Origin of the sequence: Alkalicoccus urumqiensis (assembly GCF_002993335.1) — a bacterium.
Lineage (GTDB): Bacteria > Bacillota > Bacilli > Bacillales > Salisediminibacteriaceae > Alkalicoccus > Alkalicoccus urumqiensis.
The window spans coordinates 19,629-31,871 of the sequence record NZ_PVNS01000003.1; the positions used below are offsets into that span (position 1 = coordinate 19,629).

Annotated in this window: 12 protein-coding genes; 5 read left to right on the forward strand and 7 right to left on the reverse strand. The window is 51.6% G+C overall.

Features of this window, described 5'->3' with window-relative positions; all coding sequences use genetic code 11:
• Positions 1–369 precede the first annotated feature (369 nt).
• Positions 370–1,626 carry a Fic family protein gene (locus C6I21_RS03425; protein WP_105958044.1) on the forward strand — a complete coding sequence of 419 codons (1,257 nt, stop codon included), beginning with the start codon at positions 370–372 and terminating at the stop codon, positions 1,624–1,626.
• Positions 1,627–1,838: 212 nt separating this feature from the next.
• Here C6I21_RS03425 and C6I21_RS03430 read toward each other — a convergent pair whose 3' ends face one another.
• Both C6I21_RS03430 and C6I21_RS03435 read right to left on the reverse strand, forming a co-directional pair.
• A complete protein-coding gene (locus tag C6I21_RS03430; RefSeq protein ID WP_105958045.1) occupies positions 1,839–2,099 on the reverse strand; it encodes a GlsB/YeaQ/YmgE family stress response membrane protein in 261 nt (86 codons plus the stop codon).
• A gap of 249 nt (positions 2,100–2,348) precedes the next feature.
• On the reverse strand, positions 2,349–3,350 hold the full coding sequence (locus C6I21_RS03435; RefSeq protein ID WP_105958046.1) for a tRNA dihydrouridine synthase: 1,002 nt from the start codon (positions 3,348–3,350) through the stop codon (positions 2,349–2,351).
• A 99-nt stretch (positions 3,351–3,449) separates the two neighbouring features.
• Here C6I21_RS03435 and C6I21_RS03440 point away from each other — a divergent pair, with 99 nt between their 5' ends.
• The gene (locus C6I21_RS03440) at positions 3,450–3,917 is read left to right on the forward strand and encodes a GNAT family N-acetyltransferase (protein WP_105958047.1); all 468 of its coding nucleotides are present in this window, start codon (positions 3,450–3,452) and stop codon (positions 3,915–3,917) included.
• 42 nt (positions 3,918–3,959) lie between these two features.
• Here C6I21_RS03440 and C6I21_RS03445 read toward each other — a convergent pair whose 3' ends face one another.
• The 5 genes from C6I21_RS03445 to C6I21_RS03465 all read right to left on the reverse strand — a co-directional run bounded on the left by C6I21_RS03445 (position 3,960) and on the right by C6I21_RS03465 (position 8,424).
• Entirely contained in the window at positions 3,960–5,411 is a 1,452-nt protein-coding gene (locus C6I21_RS03445) for a PTS mannitol transporter subunit IIBC (RefSeq protein ID WP_105958048.1), read from the reverse strand.
• 84 nt (positions 5,412–5,495) lie between these two features.
• On the reverse strand, positions 5,496–5,933 hold the full coding sequence (locus C6I21_RS03450; RefSeq protein ID WP_105958049.1) for a PTS sugar transporter subunit IIA: 438 nt from the start codon (positions 5,931–5,933) through the stop codon (positions 5,496–5,498).
• A gap of 6 nt (positions 5,934–5,939) precedes the next feature.
• Positions 5,940–7,118, reverse strand: a complete 1,179-nt coding sequence (locus C6I21_RS03455; protein ID WP_105958050.1) for a mannitol-1-phosphate 5-dehydrogenase — start codon at positions 7,116–7,118, stop codon at positions 5,940–5,942.
• A gap of 38 nt (positions 7,119–7,156) precedes the next feature.
• Entirely contained in the window at positions 7,157–7,714 is a 558-nt protein-coding gene (gene hxlB / locus C6I21_RS03460; RefSeq protein WP_105958051.1) for a 6-phospho-3-hexuloisomerase, read from the reverse strand.
• A complete protein-coding gene (locus C6I21_RS03465; RefSeq protein WP_105958052.1) occupies positions 7,714–8,424 on the reverse strand; it encodes a ribulose-phosphate 3-epimerase in 711 nt (236 codons plus the stop codon). The genes hxlB and C6I21_RS03465 overlap by 1 nt, the downstream gene beginning before the upstream one ends.
• A 150-nt stretch (positions 8,425–8,574) precedes the next feature.
• Here C6I21_RS03465 and C6I21_RS03470 point away from each other — a divergent pair, with 150 nt between their 5' ends.
• From C6I21_RS03470 to C6I21_RS03480, 3 genes are all read left to right on the forward strand, one after another.
• Positions 8,575–9,354, forward strand: a complete 780-nt coding sequence (locus C6I21_RS03470) for a DeoR/GlpR family DNA-binding transcription regulator (RefSeq protein ID WP_245411526.1) — start codon at positions 8,575–8,577, stop codon at positions 9,352–9,354.
• Between the two features lie 286 nt (positions 9,355–9,640).
• Positions 9,641–10,510 carry an EamA family transporter gene (locus C6I21_RS03475; RefSeq protein WP_105958053.1) on the forward strand — a complete coding sequence of 290 codons (870 nt, stop codon included), beginning with the start codon at positions 9,641–9,643 and terminating at the stop codon, positions 10,508–10,510.
• A gap of 215 nt (positions 10,511–10,725) precedes the next feature.
• Entirely contained in the window at positions 10,726–11,916 is a 1,191-nt protein-coding gene (locus C6I21_RS03480) for a dicarboxylate/amino acid:cation symporter (RefSeq protein WP_105958054.1), read from the forward strand.
• Positions 11,917–12,243: the final 327 nt, after the last annotated feature.

Sequence of the window (12,243 nt, forward strand, 5' to 3'; positions counted from 1 at the left end):
GCTATCACAAAGGAGAGTATTATGGTGATAGATATTCGTGTCAGGAGACCATATCTGCCGGAGCAGGGATTGGTTTTGGAGCAGAGGGCCGCCGGGATGGACTGCCGTGCGGCGTGTGCAGACCGCCACAGCATTTTCTAACGTTACCACGGCCAGTCTGGAGACCGCAGCAGATTCTTTTTGCACCCGACCGGCAGGAGAGACTGATCAATAAGTTTATAAACAATAATAAATTTAAATAAAAACCGGTATATTGAAGAATATATGTACCGATAAAGGAAAAAAAGAGAAAAAATTTTATTTGAAATAATAAAATACAGTGTATAATTTAAAAAAAGCTGTTTTTTTAAATGGAGGTGGTGAAAAAGGATGGAATATGAGCGGTTATCGAAGGTTTTTTATAAAAAAGGGAACGAGGCTTATCAGGAAGAAATAAAGAAACGCAGAGAAAACTATGGAAGTTTTGACACAGGGCTGAAAATAAGAGGCTTTCGAAAAGGGAAAAAAATGCCGGAGTCCTATGGGTTGTTTTACGTCAATGTCCCTTCATTAATGATATTGAATAACCGAGTACTCTTAAACAGCTCCAACATAACTTCCCTCATTGCCCGTCTGCCTGCTTTTGTAGTGGAGCCTTACTTTCATAAGTTGATTGTCAACGAAGCGCAGAGTAATAATGCGGTCGAAGGCGTGCGCAGCACGAAGAACGAACTGAAAGAGGCGCTCACCGATGTCCTTCAATCTGAAGCGAAGCGCAGGCGGTTTAACGGCTTGATGAAGACGTATTTGTTCATTGACACGATCAAGCCATTTAGGGAAGCTCGTGATTTCCGCAGTCTCTATGATGAGCTGGTTTCTGGAGAAATCGAAAGCGGGGACGAACCGGATGGTGTTCTCTTTCGGAATGGGTATGTAGAAGTAAACGATGGAACGAAAACCACACACATCGGCCTTCTTTCGGAAGTTGAAATTATGGAGGGGCTGAACTCCCTCATTCAATTTTTAGAAGATGACAGGCAGCCGGAACTTTACCGCTTTATGGCAGCTCACTACTATTATGAATATATCCACCCTTTTTATGATGGCAATGGAAGGACTGGAAGGCTTCTGGTTGGAAGTTATGTATCCAAGTATTTGGAGAAGTATTCTGCCGTCGTGTTTTCCTATATGGTGAACAAAAATAAATCGACGTATTATAAAGCGCTGGAAACCATACCGGACCCGTTGAACCAGGGGGAAATAACCTTTTATCTGATGGACATGCTGCAGCTGCTGGCACAGGGACAGGAAGAAGTAATCGACGATTTAGAGATGAACGCAGCGAAAATGGAGCGTATTGAGGCGTTTTTTCAAAGCGGGGGCGGGCCGGAAAAGAAAGAGGAAGCCGAGCTTCTGCGTCTGATGACATACATGCATGTGTTTGTAGAAGAAGATGAACCGCATACGTTGAAGTCCTTAATGAACCTCTCCGGCCACTCCCGTTACAAAGTAGAGCAGGCGGCCAGCCGTCTCGAAGCGGAGGGGGCCGTTCATCTTACGAATCACCGGCCGAAATCGTATCGAGTGTCAGAAACCTGGCTTAACCAGGTGTTTGAATCTGAAAAAACGGACATCAACCACGTATAATAGTTACTTCACTGGAGGCGGTATAGATGACAGATGCATCCGCGCAGTCGTTAGGGAGGACGATGAAACGATGCCGCTGCGTGAAACACACCTCCGGATCGTCCCCCCGAAAAAGTGCGTAAGAATCACTCACACGTGACGATTACATGTATTTTCAATCATGACAACAAAAAAAGAAGCGGCGGCAGCCGCTTCCTTTTTATCAAGCAATACTATGCTTTTTTCTTACCGGCTACAGCTTTCATCACGAATGAAACAATAAGAATCAAGATGATAGCACCTAATATACCGCCGACAATACTAATACCGCCGACTGACGGTCCAATATCCAACCCGAGCGAGTTACCGATCGATGCACCGACAAGACCGGCAATAATATTACCAATAATACCAAGAGGCATATCTTTACCAAGAACCACTCCAGCAAGCCATCCAATAATACCTCCAACAATCAACGTAATAATCCAACCCATTTGATGACCTCCTATCGAAAAGTTTTAAAGTGAAAAGAATGAACGGTCTTCCCTACCTCAGCTGAGAAAATTTTAATCATTGACCTATCATTTTTCATCTTTACTTGTATATTCCATTTCATGAAAGAAAATAAACCTTTTCATTCGGGAAATGACCAACCTGTATTTACCGCAGGCCGAACCCGCCCGGCGCTGACACAAAAAAGCTGCCTGCCGGCAATGAACCGGCAGGCAGCTTGTCATTTCTCGTTAGTTGGAGTAGGCAAACCCTTTTTCTTCCTGAAAGCCGTTCGCTTTCTCGAATTCGTCGAGGAGAGCCCGGACGTCGTCGGTGGATTCGGTTTCCATCAGACGGTTCCGGAGCTCGCCGGCGCCGCGGAAGCCGCGCACGTAAATTTTGAAAAAGCGGCGGAGCGGCTTAAAGAGACGCGGCTCCAGCTCTTCGGAGTACTTGTCGTGCAGATCGAGCTGCAGCCGCAGCAGATCGAGCAGTTCGGCACTCGTATGCTCTTTCTTTTCCGTTTCAAACGCAAACGGATTGTGGAAAATGCCGCGTCCGATCATGACGCCGTCGATGCCGTACTTTTCCGCAAGCGCTTCGCCCTGCTGCCGGTCTTCAATATCGCCGTTGATCGTGAGAAGCGTCTCTGGAGCGACCTCGTCGCGGAGCTTTTTGATTTCCGGAATCAGCTCCCAGTGCGCCGGCACATTGCTCATCTCTTTTTTCGTCCGCAGGTGGATCGACAGGTTCGTAATGTCCTGCTCAAGCAGATGCTTCAGCCAGTCGTGCCATTCCTCAACGTACGTATAGCCGAGGCGCGTTTTCACACTGACCGGCAGGCCGCCCGCTTTCGCCGCCTGAATGATCTCGGCCGCGGTTTTTGGATGGCGGATCAGGCCGGAGCCCTTGCCGTTTGCGGCCACATTCTGCACCGGGCATCCCATGTTAATGTCGACGCCGCGGTAGCCCATTTCCGCCATGCCGATGCTCATCTGCCGGAAATATTCCGGCTTGTCGCCCCAGATGTGTGCAACGATCGGCTGCTCATCCTCAGTGAACGTGAGCCGCCCCTTCACGCTGTCCTTGCCGCGCGGGTGACAGTAGCTCTCGGAATTGGTAAACTCAGTAAAAAACACATCCGGCCGCGCCGCCTCGCTGACAACGTGACGAAACACGACATCCGTCACCGCCTCCATCGGAGCAAGCACAAAAAACGGCCGCGGCAGCTCATGCCAGAAATTCTCTTTCATCTCTATCGGAACCCTTTCTTTTTAAAAAATAAGCAGTGCGTATCTTTATATACTTTAGTAGGATTCGCCCAAAAGTGCAAGTAGCAGGGAGGAAGAAACATGACACGTGCAGACGAGAAACACATCCGGAGACTCGCCCCGGAGGAATGGGAGCTGTGTGCCCCCATACGAAAAGGCGGGGAAAACGACGAGCTGGATGCGTGGTTTTTTCAAGAGCTTCTCACCGGCAACCGGTACACCTTTGTCTATGTCGAGGAAGGTCGTTTTCTCGGGGAGGTGTCGCTTGTGTTCCGTCACGAGGATCCGGCGTATGCGATTGCGGGGAAACGGGTGTATGTGTCGCGGATGATCGTGAGGGAGGACTGCCGCGGCCGGGGGATCGGCGGGGCGCTGCTCCGGTTTGTGACCGCGTATGCCGACTCGCTCGGGTACACAGAGATGGCGCTCGGTGTGGATACGGCGAACACGGCTGCGCGGGCACTGTACGAAAAGCACGGGTTTACGACGGTGCTGTTCCGCGGGGAGGATGAGGCCGGAGAATATGAGAAACGGTTGAAGCGGATTTAAAAAACAGCTGGAAGCATCGTATCTGCTTCCAGCTGTTTTTGATTAGGATGCTTCGTTGGTTTTTTTCAGTCTGTCGAGGAGGTCTTCAAGTTTCGGGTCGCCGATATAGTTGTCGATGGCAATGATCTCATGATCTTTAAAGGACATCTCGGTCCGGTCGACGAGGTTTTTGTGTACGACGATAATGTCGGAATCCGTCGGTACGTCTTCGATCCGGTAGTGCTTTACTTCGATGCCGTCGATGTTCTGCTTGGATAGCTTTTTACGGAACGTTGTTGCACCGAGTGCACTGCTTCCGGCACCGGCATCACAGGCAAAGGAAATTTTGCTTACTTCTTTCGCTGGTGCTGCTTCTTCAGAAGCAAACGCCTGCTTTCCTTCTGCTTTCATGGACTTCGATTTTTCGATCGATTCATTCAGTGCGTCATCGTCCTGATCGGAGCGGCGGTCCAGCTTCAGGATGATGGACGTGACGATGAACGAAACGATGGTAGCAACAAGGACACCGGCGATGATACCGATAAAGCTTCCGCGAGGTGTCAGTGCCAGGTAAGCAAAGATGGAGCCCGGGCTTGGTCCTGCAACCAGACCTGCATCAAACAGCTGGAACGTGGCAATACCGGACATACCGCCTGCGATGACACCAAGAATGGTCAGCGGCTTCATCAGGACGTACGGGAAATACAGCTCGTGAATCCCGCCGAAGAAATGGATGACAATCGCACCGGGAGCAGTTCTCCGCGCGATTTTGTTTCCGAAAAATGTATAGGCGAGAAGCAGTCCGAGACCCGGTCCCGGGTTGGAAGCGACGGTGAAGTAAATCGACTTTCCTGCATTCACCGACTCCTGCAGGCCGAGCGGGTAGTAGATCCCCTGGTCGATCACGTTGTTTAAGAAAAGTACTTTTGCCGGTTCGTTGATTAACGAGAGAAGCGGCAGGAATCCGGTCGCAACCAGTGCTTCAATAGCCACTGTTACACCGCCGTTGGCTGCTTCGATGACCGGTCCGATCACTGTGTAGGAAAGCAGCATCAGGAAGAAGCCTAAGATCCCGATGGAAAAGTTGTTGATGATCATCTCAAACCCTGCTGGAATTTTATGTTCGATCAGGCTGTCGAACTTTTTAATCAGCAGGCCGCCCAGTGGACCGATAATCATGGCTCCGAGGAACATGGGAATATCTGCGCCGATAATCAGCCCCATCGCACCGATGGAACCCATGACAGCTCCCCGCTGTCCGCCGACCATCCGTCCGCCGGTATAAGCGAGCAGAAGGGGCAGAAGATAGTCGATCGTCGGGCCGACCAGTTCAGCCATATACTCGTTCGGAATCCAGCCGGTTGGGATAAAGAGGGCGGTGACAATCCCCCAGGCAATAAAGGCACCGATATTCGGAAGGACCATATTCGTTAAAAACCCGCCGAATGCCTGAACTTTCGCCCGTGCCGACGACTTTGGTGCGGAAGTTTCCGCCTGCGCTAATGGTGTGGACATAGCTTTTCACCCTTTCAGGAAAGTAGTTTTTGAAACAGAGAAACGGTTATTTTGTAAGCGGTTAAATTATTTTCTACGCTGAAGTTACTCAGCGCTGTCAATAATCCGGAGAACCTCGTCTTTCGTTTGGGCATTCTCCAGCTCTTCCCGAATTTCTTCGTCGGCCAGAACCGAAGCCAGATCGGAAATGAGTTCTAAATGACCCGAGCTGTCTGTGGCAGCCAGCACCATGACGATCTTGACTTCTTTCTCTTCGGGGTAAGCAACGGGTTTCTCCAGCTTCAGAAGAGACATACCGTTTTCCAGAACGCCGCCCTTATTCTGCGCGTGCGGCATGGCGATGCCCGGAACGATAATCACATAAGGTCCGAATTCGTGGATGTTGGAAATCATATCGTCCACGTAGCTGTCGTTAATGTTTTCTTTGGCAAGCAGCGGTGCGGCTGCGATGTGGATGGATTCCTCCCAGGAGGAAACGGTGTCCTTAAATTGAATGGTTTCTTCTAAATATGCGCTCAGCATCGTGATTCATCCTTTCTTCAGGTAGCCGTTCATGCGTTTACTCAATGTCAATTCTTCGTACCGGCTGGCGAGCTGGTCGAGCAGCCGGGTATCGGTAATGCCGGTGATGTCCTCCACGGTCCGGCGGATGCCGTTTTCCGAAATCATCGTTTGAATGCGGACGGCTTCCTCGTCCTCTGCTGCGGTGAAGTGAAATCCTGCAGCGGCTGCGGTGATGAGATGGGAAACAGGAAGCTCCAGACTGTGCAGCTTCGTCATCGGAGTGACGATCCGTTCGTCCGGCCCCAGTTTCCGCATAGGAGCGCGGCCGACGCGGAATACCGAATCGCTGATGTTCGGGTTTTCAAATCGTTGGAGTGTCTTTTTAATATACCTCTCCAGCTCCGCTTCGGCGATGGGAAAAACCTCCACAAAGTAGCGGGCCGATTCATGCATGACGTCTGAGACAAACTGCCGGATATCCGGATGCGTTAATGCATCCTGAATCGTCGTATATCCGTGCAGATATCCGTAGTAGGCAGCGGCGGCATGACCCATGTTGATGATATAGAGCTTCCGTTGGATATACGGGTCCAGGTCCTCCACATAAGAGGCATCCGGAATCCGGGGAAGTCCGGTGTCGGCAATATCTTTGGTGTGAATGACCCACTCAAATGACGGTTCCACAAGCGCTGTCGTCGACTCTTCCTCTGACGTCAGTGCCAGGCGGTCGACAGCGGTGTTTGGGAAGCCGGTCTGCCCGAGAATCGCTTCCATCTCTTCTGAAGAGACCTGTTTTTCAATCTCCTTTTTTAACGTGGAGGAGGCGTACACGGCATTTTCGTTGGCTATCACGTTCAGTTTTTTGCTGCTGTCGGCGGTCCGCCTGCGAAGCCCTTCTGCCAGTACCGGTGCAATGCGCGGTAAATTCTGCACGCCGACGGAAGTCGTAATAATATCCGCCTGTTCAATGCTTTGGACCACTTCTTCTTCCTGTGTCCGGCTGTTTAATGCCGACACAGTGGAGATGGTTTCCGTCGTGCCTTCATCATCCAGGTATTTTACCTTGTAGGCCTGTTCGTCATTCAGCCGTTGAACCGCCGCCTCGTCGACATCGACAAAACAGACGCTGTAGCCGGCTTTGTGAAGCAGCAGGCCGATAAAACCCCGGCCGATGTTTCCCGCTCCAAAGTGGAGTGCCTTCATGTGTTCCGCCCCTTTCTCCTCGTTCGTTTCTTTTGATCCTATTCCAGGTTGGCGTGGTATTCCCACAGGCTCGGCATATCAATGTCCTGTTCGCGGATCAGCATCAGTGCGAGCGTATCGCCGAGAAGCAGCAGGCTCTGCTCAAACAGGCTCGTCATAGGCTGGACGGAAGGAACTTCGTTCGGCAGCTGCAGCTTCGTGCTGACGGGAATGCGGACAAATACATCCGAGTATTCTTTCATCGAGCAGTCCGGATTGGCACCGATGTGGGCTACGCGCGCCTGATATTTCTTTGCTTTCTGAGCAATGATCAGCGGGAAGGCGGACTCACCGCTTCCGGAGCCGACAATGAGCAGATCCTTTTCTGTAATGGCAGGTTCTGTAATCTGACCGACGACGTACGTTTTAATGCCGAGGTGTGCCAGACGTTTGGCGATGGCCTGCAGGGACAAAAGTACCCGGCCGACGCCGACGAAAAAGACTTTGTCTGCTTTTTTAATCTCTGCGAGCAGATCGTCGACACTTTCGCTCTCAATGTGACCGAGCGTATGAAGAATTTCTTCGGTAATCCCTTTCTGTGCTTCTGTGTAGTTCATTATCGAACGCCCTCCTTTGATTGCATGCCTTCTGCAATTTTTGCTTCCATGATCTTTTTATTCTCTCCGAGGCTGTTTCCTTTCAGAAAAAGGCTCGTGCTTCCTGCGACTAACATGTCGGCGCCGGCGGCAACGAGTTCCGGGATGGTTTCCAGCGACACCCGGCCGTCGACTTCAATCTGTGTGGAAAGACCGCGTTTCTGGATCAACTCGTGCAGGTCTTTCACTTTCTCCGCGGCATATACGACCTGCTGCTCGCTTTTCACGGTCGCAAATCCCGGGTTGATGAGCATGAGCAGCACCGTGTCGCACTGCGGCAGGATGTATTCCAGTGAAGAGAGGGGAGTGCTCGGCGTCAGTGCGACACCGGCTTTTGCTCCGCTCTGCTTGATCAGGTTCAGGTAGCGGTCCACGTGGACGCTGCTTTCTAAATGGAACGTGATCTGCTCGACGCCGATATCGAGCATTTCCTGGATAAAAAACTCGTTGTCGTTCGCCATAATATGAACATCGAAATTCATCGACGTAATTTTCCGAAGCTGTTTGACGGTATCAATACCGAGCGGCATGCTCGGGCTGAAAGCGCCATCAATAATGTCAATGTGAAGTGTGTCTAGTCCGGCGGCTTCAATTTCCCGGACGCTTTTTTCAAGGCTCAATAAATCCGAACTCATAATGGACGGTGCAATGGTAACTGCATGTTTCTGCATGTTGGTGCCTCCCTTTGCCTGTTTGAATAAATTATAATCGGTAAACATGCAGATGTAAACACTTAATTTGCACTTTTATGCCCGTTTATGCACATCAGACGTCTGTTTTTGCATGTTTTTTCTTGAATATGGTAAGATGAAGGCAAGAAAATGAAGCAGAATGAGGGTGAATCAGCCGTGCTGAAACAAGAGCGCCAGAAGAAAATACTCGATATATTAAATGAGGAACAGAAAGTAATCGCCAGAGACTTGAGCCGGCGGCTGTCTGTCTCCGAGGACACGATACGAAGAGATTTGAAGGAACTGGATAAGAACGGCCTGGTGCGGCGGGTGCACAGCGGAGCGCTGCGGATCGGTCCGCCGGTAGAAGACTTTTTTACGCGCAAAGAAGTCATGAATGAAGTGAAAATGGAGCTGGCGAAAAAAGCAGTCGAATTTGTCGAAGATGATATGGTGCTCCTAATCGATGGGGGAACGACGAACCTGCATTTCGTCAATCAGCTGCCGCTGTCATTGAAAGCGACGGTGATAACTAACAGTCCGCCGATTGCGATGGGGCTGTCGAATCATCAGGATGTCGAGGTCATCATGATTGGCGGTGCGCTGTTTAAAGAATCGATGGTAAACCTCGGTGTGGAAACGGCAGAAGCGCTGAATAACATACGTGCAGACCTCTATGTGATGGGTATCCATAAAATTGATCCGCAGATCGGCATCAGCGTGCCGAGTCTTGGGGAGGCGGCCATCAAGCGGAAAATGGCGTCGATTTCCAACGAAGTTCTGGGTATGGTCACGTCGGATAAATTGAACACTTTTTCCAGTCACATTGTGACGCCGTCGAGCTCGTTGACGTATCTCATTACAGATGCGGTGCAGCAGGATCTCGTCAGTCTCTATAACAGTCAGCACATCATGGTCGTCAACGAATAACGAAGGCAGGCCGTCCTTTCCTAGAGGGCGGCTTTTTTGTGTTATTGTGTAACCGGCGCTGTGGCGGGGGAGCAGATCACCTGCCATTGGGCTGTTTCGTTCCGGGAATTCATCACACATTTTCACATAATTAAAAAAGGGAAAAAAAGGGGATTTAGTGTGCGTATAAGGGGTATGAACAAGGGCGAAGGGTGACTTTTTAGTATTGGGGATGTGCCGTGGTGTGCGGCCGCCCTGAAAAGTATAAAAGAAAGCTTCATTAGTGGTTTCAATAAAGGAGGTATTTATGCGGTTTTTAGGTGTTGGCCTGGTGATGCTGGCGGCGATGTTCTGGGGAATCAGCGGGGGCATTGCAGATATATTAATTGAAAGAGACTGGGATCCGATGGTGATCTCCTTTTACCGAGGGGCGGTCGGTCTCTTATTCTTCATCGTCTGGTTTCTGTTGAAGCTCCGCGGAGAGCACGTCCGCTCGAGAGGACTGTACATCTGGTCCATTCTCGCCGGTATCGGTGTGGCGGGGAATTTCTCGTTTTACTTTCTCAGTATCGAGGAATCGAGTGTCGCCGTTGCGGCGACGCTGATGTATACCGCTCCGATCTTCGTGCTTCTCGTTTCCTTTATTCTGCGGATCGAGCGCTCGACCTGGTTCAAGTGGGGATGTATCGGCGGCGTTCTCGTCGGCATTTTCTTCCTGACCGGTGCATATGATTTCGGTGAGCTTTCGGTCAGTCTTATCGGCGCCGCGTTCGGTCTTGCGGCCGGTGTATCCTACGCGCTGTTTATTTTCGGTTTCAAAAACGCCTCGGTGATCGGACAGCCGCAGACGACGCTGACGATCGCGTTCCTCACGTTTTCCATCGTGTTGTTCGCCTTTATGGACCGGGGGCAGGCGCTTTCTGCGGCCACTTCCAGTGATTTCGTCTGGTTTATTCTTCTCGGGGTGATCGGTGCCGGTCTTTCCTTTATTCTGTACATGATCGGGCTGAACCGTACGACAGCGACCACTGCATCCGTCGTCGCCATGGTGGAGCCGGTCACCGCCTCGGTATTCGGCGTCGCGTTCATGGGGGACTCACTTGGTCTGATGCAGATTCTCGGTCTCGTCCTCATCCTTGCCACGGTTACACTGTTAAGTGCCAAGCAGTCCGGCTGATAACGAATATGTTTCACGTGAAACACCCAGCACGTTCCACAGCGGAGCGTGCTGTTCTCAATTTAATACGAAAACCCCGCTGTGAGCGCTTATATAACGGAACATTTCGACTATTTTCCATTCTATTGCAATCTCCTCCCCTTCTTGGCAGGATAGAGACACACAGGAAAAACATTTGTCCTTTACATGAGGACAATACAGGGGAGAGAGACAATATGAAGCTGATTATCAAGCTGCTGATCGGGATTGCAGCAGGTATTGGTATCGGCCTGTCCGGGGTGGACTGGCTGATCCGTTCGCTGGTGACGTTTACCAGCATCTTTGGAGAGTGGATTAACTTCGTCATTCCGCTCATCATTCTCTTTTTTATCGGCTCCGGGATCGCAAGTATCGGCAAAGGATCCTCGAAGCTCGTCGGGGCGACGGTCGGCACCGCGTACGTCTCCACGATTACAGCGGGTGTTCTCGCCTTCTTCGTTGCAGTGGCTGTCATGCCGTTTGTGGCAGACGGACGCAGCGCACCGGAGGAAGGAACAGCGCCGGAAGCGTTTTTCAGCTTCGAACTGGCGCCGCTCATGGATATTTTAACCGCGCTCGTGCTGGCGTTTATTTTCGGGATCGCCATTGCGGCACTGAAGCTCGACGGCTTAAAGCGTGTATTCGATGAAGGACGGACGGTTATCGAGAGGGTCATTTACACGGCCGTCATTCCGGTGCTTCCGTTTTACATCGCCGGCGTGTTCGTCGATATGGCCGCAGAAGGCACCGTGCTGCAGACGCTGCAGGTGTTCGGCGTGGTGCTCGCTGTCGCGGTGTTGACCCACTGGGTATGGCTCACGATTCAGTACACGATCGCCGGACTGGCAACGGGGCAGAACCCATTCGCATTGATTAAAACGATGCTGCCGGCCTACGTGACCGCACTCGGTACGATGAGTTCTGCAGCGACGATTCCGGTGACGCTCCGCCAGACAAAAAAGAACCGCGTGAACGATGCCGTGGCGAACTTCAGCGTGCCGCTCAGCGCAACGATCCATTTGTCCGGCAGTGTTATCACGATTGTCAGCTGTGCGGTCGCCGTCATGGCCGTGCTTGACGGCTACACCGTACCCGGCTTCTTCACGATGCTGCCGGTCATTCTGGCGCTCGGCATCATCATGGTGGCAGCACCCGGTGTTCCCGGCGGCGCGATCTTCGCCGCCCTCGGTGTACTGACCTCCATGCTCGGCTTCTCGGAGGCTGCGATGGGCATGATGATCGCCCTCTACTTTGCGCAGGACAGCTTCGGCACCGGCGCGAACGTAACCGGTGACGGCGCCATCGCCGTCCTCATGGACAAGCTCGCCGGGCGGACGCCCGAAGACCCGGCAGCCCAGGCCGTTCCCGACGAACGGCAGGCGCAGTAACGCAGGAAAAGAAAAAACGCTCCCGCAGCAGTGACCGCGGGAGCGTTTTTTTATGGTTTACCATGATGGATCATGCGCACGCGCTAGGCCGAGACTGTTTTCGCCGCCCGCCCTTGTGCACGGTATGGCTGGAATAGAAAACGGTCCGGGCAGAGGGGGCAGCGGGGCTTGGCTGCCGGTGGATGGAGAAGTTGGACTTTTCCGGTGCGTAGTGGGAAAAATGCGTGGAGAAGTTGGAATAGTTGTTGATAAAGTTGGACTTTCCGCCCCGTGTGGGAACGGGTACCTAAGTTATAGGAATGGAAGGCGGAGTTATGGGAATGGCCC

Excerpts from the sequence above, each read along its gene's own strand:
- C6I21_RS03455 (WP_105958050.1), bottom strand. The coding sequence starts at position 7,118 with ATGAAGGCACTCCACTTTGGAGCGGGAAACATCGGCCGGGGTTTTATC.
- C6I21_RS03435 (WP_105958046.1), bottom strand. The coding sequence starts at position 3,350 with ATGAAAGAGAATTTCTGGCATGAGCTGCCGCGGCCGTTTTTTGTGCTT.
- C6I21_RS03425 (WP_105958044.1), top strand. The coding sequence starts at position 370 with ATGGAATATGAGCGGTTATCGAAGGTTTTTTATAAAAAAGGGAACGAG.
- C6I21_RS03480 (WP_105958054.1), top strand. The coding sequence starts at position 10,726 with ATGAAGCTGATTATCAAGCTGCTGATCGGGATTGCAGCAGGTATTGGT.
- C6I21_RS03450 (WP_105958049.1), bottom strand. The coding sequence starts at position 5,933 with ATGCTGAGCGCATATTTAGAAGAAACCATTCAATTTAAGGACACCGTT.
- hxlB (WP_105958051.1), bottom strand. The coding sequence starts at position 7,714 with ATGAACTACACAGAAGCACAGAAAGGGATTACCGAAGAAATTCTTCAT.
- C6I21_RS03470 (WP_245411526.1), top strand. The coding sequence starts at position 8,575 with ATGAAGCAGAATGAGGGTGAATCAGCCGTGCTGAAACAAGAGCGCCAG.
- C6I21_RS03475 (WP_105958053.1), top strand. The coding sequence starts at position 9,641 with ATGCGGTTTTTAGGTGTTGGCCTGGTGATGCTGGCGGCGATGTTCTGG.
- C6I21_RS03440 (WP_105958047.1), top strand. The coding sequence starts at position 3,450 with ATGACACGTGCAGACGAGAAACACATCCGGAGACTCGCCCCGGAGGAA.
- C6I21_RS03445 (WP_105958048.1), bottom strand. The coding sequence starts at position 5,411 with ATGTCCACACCATTAGCGCAGGCGGAAACTTCCGCACCAAAGTCGTCG.
- C6I21_RS03465 (WP_105958052.1), bottom strand. The coding sequence starts at position 8,424 with ATGCAGAAACATGCAGTTACCATTGCACCGTCCATTATGAGTTCGGAT.
- C6I21_RS03430 (WP_105958045.1), bottom strand. The coding sequence starts at position 2,099 with ATGGGTTGGATTATTACGTTGATTGTTGGAGGTATTATTGGATGGCTT.